Below are 17,518 nucleotides of genomic sequence, written 5' to 3' on the forward strand. Positions count from 1 at the left end.
AAGCTGTAACCGACAGAGCAGGCACCAGCACGCGAGGATTCTCATGAATCCAAAACATTCATTGCGCGGAAGCGACACCGCCGAGTGTCGCGGTGAAACAACGTTGATGATTCGGCGGTGCAAGAACTGTGCCACGCTGCACACGCCGCTGATTACCACGTGCGCGTCGTGCCAGTCGGCGACTCTCGAATGGGTGCCTTCATCCGGTGCGGGGTCGATCGTGTCCTGGAAGGTCGTGCATCGCATACCCAACGGACATTCCGAGAAATGGGAGCCGTCGGTAATCGCCATCGTCGAACTAGACGAAGGACCATGGGTCTACACCACCATCGAAGGTGAGATCCCAGCGCCATCCGACCAACCCGTCCGAGTGAGGTTCGAACCCAGACCGGCCGGTGAGGATTTCCCCGTGTTCGTAACCGGTACAGCCGATGGGCAACACCCGGACGACAGTTCCTCATCGACACACCGGCGGGTGGCCGATCCGACCGATTCGGTATCGACGACTCACATAGATATGCACGCTACCTGCGGCCCAGGGTGGGTCAGGTCATCGCTGAATTTATGCGACTTTCTGGAATCAGTGAAATCGGTGGATGCAGACGCGAGGTCGATGATCAAATTCGCGATCAAGTGGGCACCGTTCGGCGGCGCCAGCACTGGCGAGCTGCTGGCTACCTTCGGTGTCGATCGTTGGCGTTTCGCGCAGATGATTCGCGAGGCTCTGCATCCACGCGCCGGTGATCGCAGGGACGTTCGCGCATTGAAGCGCAGTCTTTTGGACTTGCTGACGTGGGCCTGGCGAATGTATCCCGATTCCTCCGCTTCGCATCCCCAACGCTAGCTGTCCAGCCGACGGCTTTTGAGAAGGCAGCTCTCAGATCGACTCATGCGAGCTTGTGCCGGAATATCTGTCGCCCAAACGGCGAGCTGCGTCGCGAGGTAGTCCTCGGGGGGTCACCCGGCGATATTCTGGGATACGTCATCGAGAGGTGCGCAGTGATGTTTTTGCCATGGGCTCGGATGGGTGGATCGGTGTAGTCGATGACCGACGCCGATCCCTTCGCGACCCAACGCGACATGTCCGGTTCGGTCGTGGCCCAGCTGGCGGCGGCCGGATTCGACGACGCCGAGGAGATCGGCCGTGGCGGCTTCGGCGCGGTCTACCGGTGCACGCAGGGTTCGCTCGACCGCGTTGTGGCGGTCAAGGTCCTCACCGCCGATCTCGACGCGGACAATCGGGAACGGTTCTTCCGCGAGCAGCGCGCAGCGGGCAGGCTGACCGGACACCCCAATATCGTGAATGTCCTCCACGCCGGTGTCACCGACAACGGTCGACCTTTCATCGTCATGCCGTACTACCCACGCGGTTCTCTCGACGCGCGAATTCGCGCCGACGGTCCACTGGAACTGCAGGAAGCGCTGCGACTCGGAGTGAAAATCGCCGGGGCGCTCGAGACAGCGCATCGCTTCGGGGTCCTGCATCGCGACGTCAAGCCCGCGAACATCCTGTTCACCGACTACGACGAGCCGACACTGACCGACTTCGGAATCGCCCATATCGCGGGCGGGTTCGTCACCGGCACCGGCATCCTCACAGGTACGCCGGCGTTCACTGCTCCCGAAGTGGTCGCGGGCGAGCTGCCGAGTCCTGCCACGGACGTCTACGGCCTGGGCGCCACCTTGTTCGCCGCGATCACCGGTCACGCCGCCTTCGAACGACGCACCAGCGAGCAGGTGGTGGCCCAGTTCCTCAGGATCACCTCCGAGCCGGTTCCTGAGCTGCGGGAGCACGGCATTCCTGAGGACGTCAGTGCCATCATCGAACACGCCATGTCCAGCGACCCTGGCAGTCGCCCTTCGGTCCTGGAAATCGGTGAACAGTTCCAGGCAGCCCAACGCCATCGTGGCTTCCCCGTCGATGACATGGCCCTCTACACCCCGCCCGCAGCCGAGCACACGGCCATCCCACCCGAACGCGGGCAGTTCCCCTCGGCCGACTCGCGTGGGATTCGACCATCGCAGACCTATTCAGGTTCGGGTCGACCAGGCAGGGTTCCGGTGGAATTAACCAGTTTCATCGATCGGCGCACGGAGCTGACCGACGCGATGAACTCGTTGTCGGACTCGCGGTTGGTGACCTTGACCGGGATCGGCGGGGTGGGCAAGACGCGGCTGGCGGTGCGGGTGGCCGCCAATGCGCAGCGTGGCTTCGCCGACGGCGTGGTTTTCGTGGAGCTGGGCGAACTGCATGATGAGTCGCTGCTGGTAGGAGTCGTGGCGGGCGCCCTGGGATTGCAGGACCGCTCGGCACTGCCGGTGCGTGAGGTGCTCATGGAATTCCTCGCCGATCGGGAATTGCTGCTCGTGCTGGACAATTGCGAGCACCTGGTGGCCGCGGTGGCCGCACTCGCCGAATCGCTGCTTCGCGTGAGTCCCAGGTTGCGGATTCTCGCGACAAGTCGCGAACCCGTCGGGCTCGGCGGGGAAGCTGTATTGCCGGTTCACCCACTCGATGTCCCCGACCCCGATCGGCTACCAAGGAGCCCGACGCGTAACGACGCGATGAGATTGTTCACCGAACGGGCTGCCGCCGCGGTCGCCGGGTTCGAACTCACCGAGGACAACAAGGTCACCATCGCCCGGATATGTCGGCGGCTGGACGGGTTGCCGTTGCCGATCGAATTGGCGACGGCCTGGTTGCGGGCCATGTCGCCCGCGCAGATACTGCAGCGGTTGACCGACCAGTTCGCACTGCTGACCCGCGGCAGCCGCAGCGCCCCACCGCGGCAACAGACGTTGCGCATGTGCCTCGACTGGAGCCACGACCTGTGCACGCCGGCGGAACAAGGGGTGTGGGCCCAGCTTTCGGTGTTCGCCGGCGGCTTCGACCTCGAGGCGGCACAGCACGTCTGCGGCCATGAACTTCCGGCAGAGGACCTCCTGGATACGGTGGCCTTCCTCGTCGACAAGTCGATCCTGACCCGGGAGGAGTCGAGTACCGCGGTGCGTTTCCGAATGCTCGACACCGTGCGCGACTACGGCCACGAAAAGGCGCAGCAGACCGAGGACTATCTCGAGCTCCGCCGTCGCCACCGCGACTGGTACGAACAACTGGCGCTGAATGCGAATGCCGACTGGACCAGTCCCCGCGACCTCGACTGGATCTCCATATTGCGTCGGGAGCAACCGAACCTACGGGAAGCGCTGGAATTCTGCGTATCCGACAGCCCCGAAGCCGGGATCCGGATCGGTGCCGCTGTTTTTCCCTTCTGGTTCTCTCAGGGCTCCCTCAGTGAGGGGCGCCGCTGGCTGGACCGCCTGCTGGCATGCCGTGCCGGACAAGTCACGGTCGATCAGACCGCGGCGCTATATGCCGCCTGTCTCATGGCCGCGGTACAGGGCGACCTTCCGGCGGTGGCCGTTTTGGTGCGCACAGGGCGAAAGCTCATCGAGCCGACGACCGATCCTCTGATCCGCGCACACATCGACTTCGCCGATGGAATCCTCGCACTATTCAGTGGGAACCCTTCCGACGCCCACCCGTATCTGGAAAAGGCCGTGCAGGTATATGCCGAACGCGGCGATCTTCTCTTCCGGGTTCACGCCATTACACTGCTCGGTTTCACACACCAATTGCGCAACGACACGCCCCGGGCAATCGAACACTACGAGCACGCCCTCGCGATCACCGAAGAGCGCGGAGAAACGATGTACCGGTCCTACGTGCAGTGGTCGCTGGCTGTCGCGACCTGGCGGCAGGGCGATCCCGCGCGGGCGATTCGGCTGCTCTCGCTGGCACTGCGGCTGAGCCGGACGGCGAACGACCGCACGAATACCAGCATGTGCTTAGAAGCACTGGCGTGGATTGCCGCCGCACAAGGAAATGCCGAGCGTGCTGTCGTATTGACTGCGGCCGCGGAGCAGATCGGCCGGTCGGTGGGCACCGCGCCGGTACTGTTTCCGGACCTGCTCGTCTATCGAGAAGAGTGCGAGCGCCGAACTCGTCGGGCCATGAGCGAGCAAACCTACGCCGCCGCGCAGCGGGAAGGTGCCGCGCTCAGTTTCGACGCCGCAATCGCCTATGCCCTGGGCGAACAGGTCTCGCCCGCGCAGATCGACACTGCTGGTAGAAAACTGACCAAACGCGAGCGTGAAGTCGCCGAATTGATTGCCGAAGGGCTGACCAACAGGGAGATCGCCGCTCGGCTGGTAATCTCGCTACGCACCGCACAGGGACACGTCGAGCACCTGCTGACCAAATTGGGGTTCACCTCGCGGGCACAGATTGCGGCATGGATAGCGGCCTCGCAGAACAAGCTTCCTGAAACTCGAGCGAATGCCTCCGACTCTTGATTGCGCCCGCTGACCGCAGCCTGCGCCTGCCACGGTGTTCATCCACAGAATTCTCAACGAAGGACGATGTCGAGCAACAATCGACCGATCGAGCCTCAGTCGCCCGACGGACCGCCGGTCACTTGCACGATCTCGAGTGCGAGCGCGACCTGCAGCGTGCGCCCCTCGAGCGGTTGCGGTAACAGTGCACGGGCTCGCTCGAGTCGATTGACGATCGTATTGCGGTGCGCGAAAAGGGCTTTCGCGGCGTGCGTGGTGCTCGATCCCACGCGCAGGTACATTCGCAGCGTCTCACGCAATTCCGGATCGTCGGTAGCCAGCGGCCCAAGTGTGCGGCCGACGAACTCCATCGCGCGTTCCATGTCAGCGGTCGCGAGCGCGACCACCTCGATCTCGTCATAGGTGGCGATTCGGGTATCGGCGGGCAGCCGCCGCATGAGGCGCTGCGTGGAAACGGCGTCGAGATGGCTGCGCCGGAAGCCCTGTAGCCCGGCACCGGTGGACCCGATCGCCACCCGCGCACCGGGTCCTACGTCGAGGTTCTCGCGGATGTCGGCCATCCGGAACTCTTCGGTGCTCGACACCCACACCCACATGGTGGAGGAGCTGGCCAGGATCGTCAGCGGCCGCACGGAGCCGGTGGCCTGTGCCAGGGCGGTCACCGCTCGCTCGAGCGGGCCCGGGTCGGTCCCGGCGTCATCGGTCCAGACGACAGCTGCCAGGTGACGCCGGCCCAGGTCGTAGCGAATGCGCTGGCTGGCACGCTTGAGGCTGATCGGCGCACCCTGCAGTACCAGCTCCACGGCCTCCATACGCGCGGCATGGTCGACATCGGGGTTCTGACCGCGTTCGTTGTCGATCATTTCGTACAGCGCGGCGAGCGTGTCGTCGATATAGGCGAAGATCGACCGGTTCACCACGGCGATCAGTTCACGCAGTTCGTCCGGATCGCTGGTGAGCTCGAATGCCATAGTGGTCCAGGTCTGGACCGCGGCGTTCTGGCCAGCGTGGAAATTGGTCAGTATCCCGCTGTCGAATCCGTGCCGGACGAATTCCCGGGCGAGATCAACGTTTTCCGGGCCGAGGTTCGGCGTCACCGGCATACCGGGCGTCTTGAAGTTGGCGGTGGCCCAATGGCTGAAGTTGGCGCGAATCGAAGCCTGCAGCGCCTCCAGTAGTCCTGGTTCCGATGCCGCCGGCTGCCAGCCCGGCGAGGCCATTACGGCGTCGTCGACCGCGCGGTAGACCTCCTTCGGGTTGTCGAGCATGCGACCTACCCCGGAGCGGATGAGTTCAGCGATTCGCTCCGACGGGGGCTCCCAGTACCTAGGCACTTTCCCTGGGGTTTTGATCTGCACTTCGCCTCGAATGACCGGTCACGGACGGAAACGGTGTCGATGGGCACGCTACCGCACCCACCACCCCAGCATGCCCGATCATCGAACCGGCTCCGTTGTCGTGTCCGCGTTCGCGGCGACGCGCCCACGCAGGTCCTTACGCAGGATTTTCCCGGCCGCGGACTTCGGAACCTCGGCGATGAATTCGACGCGGCGCACCTTCTTGTACGGCGCGACCTGCTCCGCGACGAACCCGATTACTTCCTCCTCGCCGAGGTCCGCGCCGGGTTTCGGCACCACGAACGCCATGGGGATCTCCTCGCCTTCCTCATCCGGCACGCCGATCACCGCCGCGTCTGTGATCGAGGGATGACTGAGCAGCAACGACTCCAACTCGGCCGGCGGAACCTGGTACCCCTTGTACTTGATCAGCTCCTTGATCCGGTCGACGATGTACACGCATCCGGTTGGATCGACGCACGCCAGATCACCGGTGTGCAGGAAGCCGTCGGCGTCGATGGTCGCGGCTGTCTCGATGGGATTGTTCAGGTACCCGGCCATCACGTTGGGCCCGCGCACCAGCAGCTCACCCGGATCGCTCAATCCCTCTGCGGGAATATCGATCTCGGCTCCGGTGATCGGGTCGATGAGCTTGTTCTCGGTGTTGGCGACCGGCCAGCCGCTGGCACTGATCGGTGCGGCCCGCCCTCCGATGGAGACGCCCAGATCGTCGGGCACGCCGTGGCTGACGGGGCTGAGTTCGGTCATTCCGAAACCCTGCATCACGGTAGTCCCCAGCCGTTCGGCCACCGCCTCACCCAGTTCTTGATCCAGCGGCGCTGCGCCGCTGACGATCTTGCGGACCGAGGACTGGTCGAATGCGTCGACCATGGGATGCTTCGCCAGCGCCAGCGCTACCGGCGGGGCGATGAAAAGGTGTGTCACACGGTATTTCTCGATATTCTCCAGGAACTCGGACAACTCGAAACGCGCCATGACGACCAGCTGCGCGCGCGCCTTGAGCGCCGCGTTGAGCAGCACCGTCATCCCGTAGATGTGGAAGAACGGCAGAACGGCCAAGATCACATCTCCGGACTGAAAGTCCTGCAATGGGTCGATCTGGCAGACGTTGGCGACCAGATTGCGGTGAGTCAGCATCACCCCCTTGGGGTTTCCGGTCGTCCCCGAACTGAACGGAAGCACGGCCAGATGGCTGGCCGGATCGAACGACAGCGTCGGCGCAGGCGCCATCGGCGCGAGCAGATCCGCGGCGGACACGTGACCGGCCGCACCGTCGAGAACGATCAGCCTGTCCGCGTCGATGCCCGCGAGTTGCGCAGCCTCGCGGGCCTGAGGCAGGAAGGCGCTGGTGGTGATCAGCGCCCTCGCTCCGGCCGCCTGTAGTTGTTTGCCGATCTCGGCGGCGGTGGACAGCACGTTCAAAGTCGTAGCCGTCGCGCCGGATCGGAGAATGCCGTGGAAGGCGACCGCGAATGCCGGGACATTGGGGCACAGCAGCGCGATCACATCCCCGATGCCGAAGCCACGCGCTGCCAGTCCACCGGCGAATCCTTCGATGCGGGTCACGAGATTGCCGTAGGTCAGCGCCGCGCCCGAAGCCCCATCGATCAGCGCGATCTTGCCCAGATCCGCGGACGCGAGATCACCGAAAAGACAATCGAACACGCCCACATCGGGGATTTCGACATCCGGGAAAGGACTGCTGAAGCTCATGATTCCTCCGCTGCACTGCAGATCGCCGTGGTTCGACTCACGATTGTTCGGCGGGCCGACCTCGATTCGGAAGTGCCATGTGCCCATTCCTGCGCGGATGTCTGGGCGATCCGCACAATCAGAAGTCAGCGGACCCGGTCGAGGGCGGCGTGCTTCGACCGTGGCCGGATCGCACACGTTACCCGGGCCGTGCAGATCCGCCGATCCGCGTCATCGCAGATCACGACCTCGTAGGTGGCCGCCGTCCGGCCGCCGTGCACCTGCGACGCAACCGCGGTGATGTCGCCGCTTGTCGCCGAACGGTGATGGCTCGCATTGAGTTCGGTGCCGAGCGCGATTTGATCCGGTCCCGCGTGCAGGGCCGCCGCAATCGAGGCCACCGTCTCGGCCAGTACGCAGGACGCGCCGCCGTGCAGCAGTCGATAGGGTTGAGTGTTTCCCTCGACGGGCATGCGGGCGACGACGCGCAATGGGCTCGCTTCGAGGATCTCGATCCCCATCTTTTCCGAGAGCGCGCCCTCCCCATCGGCGTCGATTCGCTGCCACAGATCCGCACCGGAAATGATCTCCGTCGAAATCGTCACGATATCTCCTCCCGTTTCCCGTTGCGCACCAGGTGATTTCACCGGTCGCTCCCATACACGACGATCACGCTAGCCGAGCCGAAACGGCCGTTTCGTGTTCACCATGCACAGGAATATTTTCAACGCTGTGCATTTCGCCCAGGCGGGGTGGATACGAGCGGACGTAGGGGTCGGCCTATGCGCGGATCGAAGGGAAAGGTCGTGATCATCGCCGGGGCGAGGGCTGGCGGCGGAATCGGTGAAGCCGCGGCCAACCGATCGCTGTCGACGCCGGCCCGACCATCAGCTGACGGCCACGGACTTGTCATCGGAGGACGAACCGCTGCCTCGTGTAGCGCGGATTCGCTTCCTGCTCTTCGCGTTCTCGTCCACGGGCCGACGATGGAGCGCCGGATTGCGGGCGGCGGCTGCGCTGGCCATTCCCGGCGCGGCCGTCATCGCATCCGGCCATGCGGATACCGCGCTGTTCGTGATCTTCGGCGCGTTCGCGGTGCTCTATAGCGAGGGGCGCGCCTATCGGCTGCGTGCCTGGTGCACCCTTGATGGCTGGGGCGTGGCTGCGGTTGTCGACCGCCGTCGGAGCTCTCGCAGGCACCGCCCTTGCTGCTGGGCCGAGTGCCACATGTGCATTGGTGCTCCTGGTCACCGGAACGGGTGTCACGGCAGTGTTCGCGGTGGACGCGCTGCGGCTCGGCCCACCTGGCGGACTGTTCTTCGCCTTGGTGGGCGGCGGCGCACTGGTGGGGCTACGCAGTCGGGAACCGCTCGATCGGCGATCCTGATGGCCGCTGCCCTGCCCATGCCGGACTGGTTCACTGCGGCTACGACCTGCTCGCAGCCTGCTGGGCAACCCCGCCGGGCCAAATGCTCACCGGAATAGACCAGTGGGAGAACGCTTTGCGCTCCTTCCTCAATCCATACCGAGACGGCGGACAGCGGAAGGCCCCTGCTCGACGCTGAACAGGGGCCGGTGCCCAATCGAATCGGGCAGTTCCGGTGACCGCTCCCCCCTCAGACGAGCTGACCTTCTCTTTCGTCGAGCAGCTTGGCGTTGATATTGCTCGAGGCCTGATCGAGCAAGCGCCGATCCTTCGGGGCGGTGAAATCCCAGTCCTCGAGGCGACTGTCGAGCCAACTGCGCCACGCGGCATGCATGTGCCCGACTTCGGCGCGGGCGGCATCACTAGGTGCAGCGAATCCCCTTCCGCGACGATCAAACCCAACTGTTTCGGACGATGTTCGTCCGCACCGGTTTCGCCATCGGAGCCGGCGAGTCGGTTGTCTGTGCGCCAGTCGTCTGGCGAGTCGCTGAAGGAAGAAATCACCTTCGTATCCCTCCGAGACCCCACCAGCGCACTTGCATCGAACCACCGGACGCGCAGGTCAGCCTATCCGCAGCAGACCGGCGCGAGCTTGTGCATCGTGCATCTGATAACTCATCGACCCTGGCTGTTTCGCACATCGCTGCGGTCCGACCGGAACAGTGCTTCGCTGTTGCCGTACATCGCCAGTTCCAGCCCGGTGAGCACGGCCGCATTGTCGAGTTGCGCTGCGATCCGCTCGATTTCGGGAACCGGGGTGAACGGGTAGTCGGTGCCGTAGTGGATCTGGGTCGGATCGGTGACACGCAATAGGGGCGCCAACATGTCGGGCAACGGAAGCCCCGCCAGATCGAAGTGCAGGCGCCGCAGCGCGTCATGGACCATGTGCGGTTTCCCGGACCCGACCCGGCGGCCCACCAGGTCCATACCCGAGGCCATCACCGGCAGCGCCGCGCCGGCATACGGCACGATAACCCGCAGGTTCCGGTAGCGGTCCAACACGCCAGACACCACAAGGTGCGTCACCGAGCGGGTGGTGTCGAACAGGAATTCCCCCAGGGACCGCGGGTAGGGCATAGGCCAGCGGCCGCCTCGGCCGCTGCTCGTGGCGGGACTGGTCGGGTGCAGGAAGATCACCGCGTTGCGGCGATCCAGTTCGGCATAGACCGGCTCGAGCAGTTCGTCGCCGTGGTAGATACCGTGGAAGTTCGTCATGAACACGACACCTGCGGCACCCAAATGGTCGAAGGCGTAGGAGATTTCGGTGAGCGCCCCGCCGACATCCGGTAGCGGGGTGGAGGCGAAGAACCCGAACCGCTCCGGGTGCGCGTGCGAGAGCCGCGCGCCCTCCTCGTTCACGCGGCGGGCCAGATCGCGGGCGGCGGCGTCACTACCGAAATGCACTCCCGGGGACGAGACCGACAGATACTGCTTCTTCACGCCGAGCTGGTCCATGACCTCCAGGGCCTCCTCTTCACTCCACGGCGGGATGAACGGAACGCCGTCGGTTTTGGCGTGCCCGTTGGCCATCAGCGCCTCGTGGTAGAAGTCCGGGATGTAATGACAGTGCACATCCACCCTGGATCCGGCCACCCGGGCGGACGCACCCGAGCATGCAGCGGCGTGTTCGTGAGTATCTGTCACGTGTTGTGCCCTTTCGTTGGATCGATTTCAGTGCGAAGCCCAATTCACCGGCGTTCAGCTATGAAACGCAGGGGTTAGTTGCTGTCGTCGACGACGACCCGACCGGAACGACCTGACGGATGTCGCCGATGGCGGTGATATCGACCACCGGATCGCCGTTCACGACCACCAAGTAGTGAGAAGGCCGGTCACCGCTAGGCCACCGTTGGTCGATTACTTCTGACTGCAGACATATTCGAAATACCTTTCGGGCACGGTTTCTCGGTACCGGTCGGAAGGTTCCGTCCGTTCGAGAACCCACGATCGGTGCCCAGTGTTCGGCGGGCCTCGTGTCAAACTGAGAGATCGCTGGGAGCCACAGGAACCCGTCCCCTCCGTCGCGCGAAACTTGTCCGCACGAAAGAACTGCCGACGCTCGAGGCGTCGGCAGTTCGAGTGCTGTCGGTGTTCGGCCGTTATCGCCAACCGCCGGGTGAGCGAGGGAGGAGCTCACCCGGCGGTTGGGTGTCCCGCAGTACGCGGCGGGTGCTCCCGCGCGGGACATGCCCGACCTACGCGGCAACCGGTCGGCACCCACAGGCTGGCGGCATGAGATCGAGAAAGGCTCCGGTATTTCTGTGAATTGGCTGCCAAGGTCTTCGCCCTACGCCGCGACCGGCCGAAACTGCCGCTCAGCCACGCGGGGGCCGTGAATAGGCGTCGAATAGAGCGGCGCATAGACCATGCGGTACAGGTCAGAATGGATAGCCGTATGCCTGTGCACGGCTGGTGACCCACCGCCACTGGGTGAATTCATCCCAGCTCGACGGCGCCCCGAATCGCGAACCGTTGCCCGAGGCCCCGACTCCGCCGAACGGCGAGAAGTTGTCAACGTTCACCGTTTGGTCGTTGACGTGCACCACACCGGTACGCAAGCGCTGCGCCAGAGTGTGGCCGCGGTCCGGTGATCCAGTCTGAATGGCGGCTACCAGTCCGTATTCAGTGTCGTTGGCGGCGGCGATGGCCTCGTCCTCGTCACGAACCACGATCACTGGCGCGACCGGTGCGAAGATCTCTTCCCGGAATGCGGGCATCGACGGGGTGACCCCGGCCAGCACGGTCGGCCGGAAGAACAACCCGTCGCGCGAGCCGCCCGCACGCAACGCGGCACCGGCCTTGACGGTCTGGGTCACGATCCGATCCGCGTTCGCCGCTTGGCGCTCATTGATCAACGGACCGAGCGCGACCGCGGCCTTGTTCGGATCGCCGACCGTCAAAGCGTCGGCACGCCGGGCGATTCGGTCGATGTATTCGTCCGCGACCGATTCGAGCACGATGTGTCGCCCGGCCGCCATACAGATTTGCCCTTGATGGGCGAATGCTCCCCACGCGCCCGCCGAACTCGCCACCTCCAGGTCAGCGTCATCGAGAACGATTAACGCGTTGTTGCCGCCCAGCTCGAGGGACAGCCGTTTCAGTGTGCGCCCCGCCGAGGCCCCGACCAACCGGCCCACCTCCGAGGACCCGGTGAACGACACCATCGCGATGCGCCGGTTCTCGCACAATGCCTGCCCCGGTTCGGCATCACCGGCCATGACCTGCAGCACACCGCTCGGCAAGCCCGCCCGCTCGAAGAGCTCGGCGAGCGCGACGCCACCGACCACGGCAGTTTGCTCATCGGGCTTGAGCACCACGGCATTTCCCAGGGCCAACGCCGGGGCAACCGCACGCAGCGCCAGATAAAACGGGAAGTTCCAGGGTGTGATGACACCGACCACGCCGACAGGGACGCGGTACGCGACGCTGTTTCGGCCGTCGACACTGCTGGGCAGCGCATGCCCGCACGGCTGGGTCGGCAGCGCCGCCGCCTCCCACAGTTCGGCCAGCGACAATTCGACCTCGAAGGCCGCCTTCATCTCCGTAGACCCGGCTTCGCGGATCAGCCACCGTACGATTTCCTTCCGGTTTTCGTCGAGAAGGGCTGCCGCTCTGCGGAATACGGCTGCGCGCTGGGGTCCGATGAGGGCTGCCCAGCCGGGCTGCGCTGCTGCCGCACGCTCTGCCGCCCGGTCGATATCGGCCGCATTGGCGAGACCGACTTCGGCCAGCACCTCCCCGGTCGCCGGCTCGGTCACCTTGATGACGCCGCCGTCGGAGTCGGTCCAGCCATCGCTGTAGATCTTGTTGTGCCAGTGGTCACCACTCAGTAAGCCGGGCATCTTCGCCACTCCTTCGCATCGCATTCGGTGCGAGTCATTTCGCACCGGTGCTGTCATGGTGGGCGGCCACAACGAGCCCGAGTTGCCGATACGCGACAGGTCCGTTGTCGACGGGCGTCAAGTGCATTCGGACGTCTTTCTTCGAACAACCCCCTCGGCTTCCGCGGGGCTTGCACAATACGAACCACCGGAACACGCCGGGAGGTTGCTCGAATTGCCGAACATCGGACTGCCCCACAGCGATACGTGGCACCAACTGCTCGCCTCGGAATTCAGCGGCCTTCATGCCGAGTCGCTGGACAATAGACCGATTCGGGGCACACTGCGCGCGGCGCACTTCGGCGACGTCATCGCGTACGACGTCGCTGGTTCGGCGCAGGTGCTGCGCAGATCTCCGGCGACCGCGCGCCAAAACCCCAGCGAGGCGCTGAAGGTCTGCCTGCTGACGCGCGGCCAGGGAGTCGTCGAGCAACACGGTCACGAAGTGGCCATAGGCACGGGGCAACTCGCCCTTTACGATCTGTCCCGCCCCTATCGGCTCACCTTCGACGAAGGCTGGCGCGGAACGGTTGTCGCGTTCCCGCGGTCGGCGCTCCCGCTCTCGCGGCGAGACATCAACGCCGCCATGCGGCATGCGCACGCTGCGGAGGCCGGTCCAGGCACGGTCCTGACCGGTCTCGTCGCCGATTACACCCTGGACCCCGCAGTCCCCGCGCCGACCCCCTTCGTCGGCGCGGCGGCGCTCAACTTGGTGACCGCGATCTTGTGGGCGTCTCTGACCGAAGACCACACATCACTCACGGCGAACCTGCGCGCCCAAGCGGAATGCTTTATCCACGAACATATTTCGGACCCGGCCCTCACCGCCGAATCCGTTGCTGCCGTGCACCATGTGTCGCCACGGACCCTGCAACGCGCGTTCGCCGACGGCGGGACCACTGTCTCCGATTTCATCCGGCACCAGCGTTTGTCCGGCGCCCGACGCGAGTTGCTGTCTCCGAGCCTGGGTCATCTCAGCATCGCTGGCATCGCCGCCCGCTGGTGCTTCTACGACGCACCGCATTTCACCCGTGCGTTTCGTGCCGCGTTCGCGGTCACGCCATCGGAGGTGCGCACCACGATCTCATCGAAATGACGCCCGTCACAAGAGCTTTCATCGGCCATTTGCCTGTCCGTGCCGCCGCCGTTTCGCGGCACGCATCCCCGCCCGCGCCGACACCCGGATGGTGCCGCGAATAAGCCCGACTACGGGCGCGGGCGGCTTCTTCTGCCCGACGGCTTCCAAGACGTGATCGGGCTGCAGGGACAAGCAGGATCGCACGGCCGAGCGGGTCCAGCGGCCGCGGCAGCCAGCGATCTAGGACAGCACCTGCGTCATAGCGGGCCCGAGGTCGATGAAGCTGGCAGCCGAGTTGGCCGCATGAATCATCTCTCGGACGGCCCACACCATCGGCATCGGCGCGGGGACGCCACCCATCTCCTCGGACAGGCGATCGCTGCTCACGACCGTCGAAGCAGCAGTGCAAGCCGTCGTGCTCCGCGGGCAGCCAGTGCCTGCCCCAATCCGAACACGGCTCGGTGCCGCCACTGCGAGGCGGGATACCACTGGAGTTCACGTTTCCTGGCCGGTCCGCGCGGAACCGTGATGGTCTGGGGGCGGCAATATTTGCGGATCCCGGCCGCGCCTCCGGACCGAGCGCCCACGCCGGAATCCTTCCAGCCGCCCATCGGAACCGCCGGCATGAATGCGTTCGTCATGACGTCGTTGATGTTGACCGCGCCGCTCTGCAGCTGCCGGGCGATGCGCACGCCGCGCCGCCTGTCACTCGTCCAGACGGATGCCGACAGGCCGTAGGCCGAGTCGTTGGCCAGCCGAACCGCCTCTTCTTCGTCGGCGACCTTGATCACCGGCAGCGTCGGACCGAAGGTCTCCTCGCGCACGCAGACCATCGACTGGTCGACACCGACCAACACGGTCGGCTCGAAAAATGTTGCAGGCCCGGCCTTTCCGCCGACAGTCGGGGTAGCACCGTGCGCGATCGCGTCGTCGACGTGGCGCTGCACGATGTCACGCTGCGTCGCGGTGGCCATGGCGCCGAGATCGTAGGCGAACTTCGCGCCGTCGTGTCCCTGACGCAACGATCGAACCTGTTCGGTGAGGGCGGCGACGAACCGGTCGTGGATCGGCGCCTCCACATAGACACGTTCGACCGACACACAGACCTGGCCGGAATTGAACATTCCGCCGAATGCGATTCCCCGCGCGGCGTGCTCGATATCGGCGTCGGCCAACACGATCGCGGGATCTTTGCCGCCCATTTCCAAACTGTAGGGTGTCAAGTTCTGCGCACAGGCTTGCGCGATCGCCCTGCCGGTCGGGGTCGACCCGGTGAACTGCACGTAGTCGACGTTCTCCACTACCGCACGGCCGGTATCACCGAGTCCGGTCATTACCGACAGCACCGCCGGCGCTCCGATTTCGCTCCACCCTCGGGCCAATTCCAGCGCGCTCAGCGGGGTGGTCTCCGACGGCTTGACGAGCACCGCGGCACCGGCCATGAGTGCCGGTATCGCGTCGAGGCTGATCATCGCGAGCGGGAAGTTCCACGGCGTGATGACACCGACCACCGGATAGGGCCGGTAGGTGGTGACGAGGTGTTTGGTCACACCGAGGCCGCTGAACAACGTCGGACGTTCATCAGCGAGGAAGCCCGCCGCCCGCGTGCCCCAGTATCTGATCAGGTCAACGGTGGTCGGCACTTCGACTGCCGCGTCGTAGCGGGACTTCCCGGTTTCGGACTGCAGGACATCGGTGATCCGGGAGGAGTTGTCGATCAGCCAGTCCTGCAATCGGAACAGCCACTCGGCCCGCTTCCGAGGTCCGAGAGCTTCCCAGTGCACCTGCTGCTCACGCAGCTGCGCGGCCGCCGCGGCGACCGACAGCGCGGACCGTACGGGCACCCGGTTCACAACTCGGCCATCGGCGGGGTTGCGCACCTCGATTTCGGAATCCGCACGGGAATTGTCGACTCCGTGCGTGCTTCGGACATCTTGCTCAGTCGCGGTCACACCGACCTCCTTTGGTCATGGGGGCTCTATCGAGCAGCTGGCACCGTGTTCGGGATCGCAGCCGGATGATTCGGCGATGTCGTCGGGAACTCGCGTTCGCCGATGATTCCGAAATCCTCGCTCCGAGCGACTTCGACCGACAAGTGCGTTGCGCACATCACGTCGAAGCCCGATGTGCCGAAAGCACATGGGTGCGGCGGTGTGCCGCCGACCGGTCGCTTTATCAGTCGTGCATGAGTCCGGGTGACGTGGATGATCTCCAGCGCGAGGCCGACCTGCAGCGTTCGCTGCTCCAATGGCTCCGGCACCAGTGCGTGGCACACTCGAGACGGTTGACGACCGTATTGTGATGCCCGTACAGGGCTTTGGCGGCCTGGGTGTTGCTCGCCCCATCCCGCGCGGGACACCGCACGTGGTGGGCGGTATGGCCAGCACGGTCAGCGGCCACATCGTGACGGTCGCCCGAGCAAGTGCGGTGACAGGTTTCGGTGTCTCGTTCACCGACCCTTGGCCCACAACCGCATCGACCTCGCCACGCTGATCGACCATGACCTGATCACTAACGATGCGGTCAGCACTGTCCGCCCTGCATCGGAATCTTTCCAAGCCGACGCACAGGCTCGCCCCATCGAGGCCAGAGGCGCGCTCATTTGAATTAGAGGAAGTAGCAGCGCATTTGCTGTTATCCCCTTCGAGAAAGGTGTTGCCTGTTGACTTCCACGACTACGACCTCGTCGCGCTTCCGCCGTATGGCCGCCCGTGTCGCAGTGTCCGGCGCTCTGGTCACGATGCCGCTTGCCGCGCTCACGATCCCGGCCTCGGCCGCAACTGTCGGTAACGGTGTTCCCTTGGTCAGCCAGGTCGCCGACCAGGATTGGAACAACGATCACGGCGGAGACCACAATCGCTCCGGTGATCAGGGACCGAACCAGCCGCAGCAGCAGCCGACACCGCAGCAGCCGACACCGGCGCCAACCGGCTCCTTCGGCTGACCGACAAGTCCGTCCGAACGATCAGCCACTCCTCCGCGGGCGGATCTTGGATGGCGTGTGAGGGACCTTTCCAGCCGGGAAGGTCCCTCCCCGCTCTGCCACCTCGCACCGGCAGCGGTACGCCGACCACCAGACGCTTACAGCACATGGAAGGGAACCGCGATCATCTCGCGACAGGTACGGATTTCGCGTGCTCGTGATCAACTCGACCATTCGTTTATCCAAGCCTGGCGTATCCAAGCCTGGCCGCAGATGGTGGCTGAGACCCGCGATGACCACGTGGCGTGCACCGGGGATTGCCGCGGCTGTCGCCTGCCCGCCGCTTGGGTGGACCATCAGACCCCTGTCGCCGTGCAGGACCAGTGTGGGTGCGGCGATCGTGCGGATCTCGTCCGTGCGGTCACCCGAATTCTGAATGGCACTGATCTATCGGGCGGTGCTCTCCTGTGCGCGCCTGCCGGCGCCGCTGCGGTACCAGAGGTCGGTCGCCCATGCCTCCTCATGAAAGTAGGCCAACCCGGTCTGCACGCGGAATTGGGCGGCGCTGTCAGCCAGTTGCGCCGATTCTGGTACGACACCAGCCTCACCGACGACCCTGGCCGCTTCGACGCGATACGCGGATCCATCGGCGTGGAGCGCCTGGTGCTCGGGAGTGACACACCGCGCGGCCCTGTCGGCAACGTAGTCGATTTCATCCAAACCTCGCCGAGTCTGACACCCGGCGAAAAGACTCGCATCCTCGACTTCAACGGGGATTCGGTCCTCACCCGATAGCAAGAGAAA

At 64.9% G+C, this 17,518-nt stretch carries 14 protein-coding genes and 1 pseudogene; 7 read left to right on the plus strand and 8 right to left on the minus strand.

The genetic code is table 11. The annotated features are described in order from the left end of the window. Positions 1 to 106 precede the first annotated feature (106 nt). The 3 genes and pseudogenes from ACQP2D_RS24495 to ACQP2D_RS24505 all read left to right on the plus strand — a co-directional run. Positions 107 to 370, plus strand: a pseudogene (locus ACQP2D_RS24495) (Zn-ribbon domain-containing OB-fold protein); the annotation flags it as partial. Between the two features lie 243 nt (positions 371 to 613). Further along, positions 614 to 844: a hypothetical protein gene (locus ACQP2D_RS24500; protein ID WP_433685973.1), complete on the plus strand. Its 231-nt coding sequence runs from the start codon at positions 614 to 616 to the stop codon at positions 842 to 844. A 200-nt stretch (positions 845 to 1,044) separates the two neighbouring features. Continuing rightward, positions 1,045 to 4,356, plus strand: coding sequence for a protein kinase domain-containing protein (locus ACQP2D_RS24505; RefSeq protein ID WP_433678247.1), 3,312 nt, complete (start codon positions 1,045 to 1,047; stop codon positions 4,354 to 4,356). A 95-nt stretch (positions 4,357 to 4,451) separates the two neighbouring features. Here the strand turns inward: ACQP2D_RS24505 and ACQP2D_RS24510 are convergent, their stop codons facing one another. From ACQP2D_RS24510 to ACQP2D_RS24520, 3 genes are all read right to left on the minus strand, one after another. Then, on the minus strand, positions 4,452 to 5,624 hold the full coding sequence (locus tag ACQP2D_RS24510) for a PucR family transcriptional regulator (protein ID WP_433678248.1): 1,173 nt from the start codon (positions 5,622 to 5,624) through the stop codon (positions 4,452 to 4,454). Between the two features lie 168 nt (positions 5,625 to 5,792). Beyond that, positions 5,793 to 7,427, minus strand: a complete 1,635-nt coding sequence (locus ACQP2D_RS24515; protein ID WP_433678249.1) for a 4-coumarate--CoA ligase family protein — start codon at positions 7,425 to 7,427, stop codon at positions 5,793 to 5,795. Positions 7,428 to 7,552: 125 nt separating this feature from the next. Further along, the gene (locus ACQP2D_RS24520; protein WP_433678250.1) at positions 7,553 to 8,011 is read right to left on the minus strand and encodes a PaaI family thioesterase; all 459 of its coding nucleotides are present in this window, start codon (positions 8,009 to 8,011) and stop codon (positions 7,553 to 7,555) included. Between the two features lie 542 nt (positions 8,012 to 8,553). Here ACQP2D_RS24520 and ACQP2D_RS24525 point away from each other — a divergent pair. After that, positions 8,554 to 8,793: a hypothetical protein gene (locus tag ACQP2D_RS24525; RefSeq protein WP_433678251.1), complete on the plus strand. Its 240-nt coding sequence runs from the start codon at positions 8,554 to 8,556 to the stop codon at positions 8,791 to 8,793. A gap of 229 nt (positions 8,794 to 9,022) precedes the next feature. Here ACQP2D_RS24525 and ACQP2D_RS24530 read toward each other — a convergent pair whose 3' ends face one another. From ACQP2D_RS24530 to ACQP2D_RS24540, 3 genes are all read right to left on the minus strand, one after another. Next, positions 9,023 to 9,166: a hypothetical protein gene (locus ACQP2D_RS24530; protein ID WP_433678252.1), complete on the minus strand. Its 144-nt coding sequence runs from the start codon at positions 9,164 to 9,166 to the stop codon at positions 9,023 to 9,025. A 281-nt stretch (positions 9,167 to 9,447) separates the two neighbouring features. After that, a complete protein-coding gene (locus ACQP2D_RS24535; protein WP_433678253.1) occupies positions 9,448 to 10,476 on the minus strand; it encodes an amidohydrolase family protein in 1,029 nt (342 codons plus the stop codon). Between the two features lie 734 nt (positions 10,477 to 11,210). Continuing rightward, positions 11,211 to 12,674 (minus strand): benzaldehyde dehydrogenase, encoded by a 1,464-nt coding sequence (locus ACQP2D_RS24540; protein WP_433678254.1) that lies wholly within the window; start codon positions 12,672 to 12,674, stop codon positions 11,211 to 11,213. 214 nt (positions 12,675 to 12,888) lie between these two features. On the opposite strand from ACQP2D_RS24540, the gene ACQP2D_RS24545 reads away from it, so the two are divergent. Next, on the plus strand, positions 12,889 to 13,809 hold the full coding sequence (locus ACQP2D_RS24545; protein WP_433678255.1) for a helix-turn-helix domain-containing protein: 921 nt from the start codon (positions 12,889 to 12,891) through the stop codon (positions 13,807 to 13,809). Between the two features lie 222 nt (positions 13,810 to 14,031). On the opposite strand, the gene ACQP2D_RS24550 is transcribed toward ACQP2D_RS24545, so the two are convergent. After that, positions 14,032 to 14,178: a hypothetical protein gene (locus tag ACQP2D_RS24550; protein ID WP_433678256.1), complete on the minus strand. Its 147-nt coding sequence runs from the start codon at positions 14,176 to 14,178 to the stop codon at positions 14,032 to 14,034. Beyond that, positions 14,175 to 15,743, minus strand: coding sequence for an aldehyde dehydrogenase family protein (locus tag ACQP2D_RS24555; RefSeq protein WP_433678257.1), 1,569 nt, complete (start codon positions 15,741 to 15,743; stop codon positions 14,175 to 14,177). The genes ACQP2D_RS24550 and ACQP2D_RS24555 overlap by 4 nt, the downstream gene beginning before the upstream one ends. Before the next feature lie 710 nt (positions 15,744 to 16,453). On the opposite strand from ACQP2D_RS24555, the gene ACQP2D_RS24560 reads away from it, so the two are divergent. Together ACQP2D_RS24560 and ACQP2D_RS24565 are read left to right on the plus strand one after the other, a co-directional pair. Next, positions 16,454 to 16,735 carry a hypothetical protein gene (locus tag ACQP2D_RS24560; RefSeq protein ID WP_433678258.1) on the plus strand — a complete coding sequence of 94 codons (282 nt, stop codon included), beginning with the start codon at positions 16,454 to 16,456 and terminating at the stop codon, positions 16,733 to 16,735. A 501-nt stretch (positions 16,736 to 17,236) separates the two neighbouring features. After that, positions 17,237 to 17,509, plus strand: a complete 273-nt coding sequence (locus tag ACQP2D_RS24565) for a hypothetical protein (protein ID WP_433678259.1) — start codon at positions 17,237 to 17,239, stop codon at positions 17,507 to 17,509. Positions 17,510 to 17,518: the final 9 nt, after the last annotated feature.

It is taken from the genome of Nocardia sp. CA-119907 (assembly GCF_050955995.1).
GTDB lineage: Bacteria > Actinomycetota > Actinomycetes > Mycobacteriales > Mycobacteriaceae > Nocardia.

What these genes read in the sequence shown, in the direction of transcription:
- ACQP2D_RS24500 (WP_433685973.1), top strand. Translation starts at nt 614, where the DNA reads ATGATCAAATTCGCGATCAAGTGGGCACCGTTCGGCGGCGCCAGCACT.
- ACQP2D_RS24505 (WP_433678247.1), top strand. Translation starts at nt 1,045, where the DNA reads ATGACCGACGCCGATCCCTTCGCGACCCAACGCGACATGTCCGGTTCG.
- ACQP2D_RS24510 (WP_433678248.1), bottom strand. Translation starts at nt 5,624, where the DNA reads ATGCTCGACAACCCGAAGGAGGTCTACCGCGCGGTCGACGACGCCGTA.
- ACQP2D_RS24515 (WP_433678249.1), bottom strand. Translation starts at nt 7,427, where the DNA reads ATGAGCTTCAGCAGTCCTTTCCCGGATGTCGAAATCCCCGATGTGGGC.
- ACQP2D_RS24525 (WP_433678251.1), top strand. Translation starts at nt 8,554, where the DNA reads ATGGCTGGGGCGTGGCTGCGGTTGTCGACCGCCGTCGGAGCTCTCGCA.
- ACQP2D_RS24530 (WP_433678252.1), bottom strand. Translation starts at nt 9,166, where the DNA reads ATGCATGCCGCGTGGCGCAGTTGGCTCGACAGTCGCCTCGAGGACTGG.
- ACQP2D_RS24540 (WP_433678254.1), bottom strand. Translation starts at nt 12,674, where the DNA reads ATGCCCGGCTTACTGAGTGGTGACCACTGGCACAACAAGATCTACAGC.
- ACQP2D_RS24565 (WP_433678259.1), top strand. Translation starts at nt 17,237, where the DNA reads ATGAAAGTAGGCCAACCCGGTCTGCACGCGGAATTGGGCGGCGCTGTC.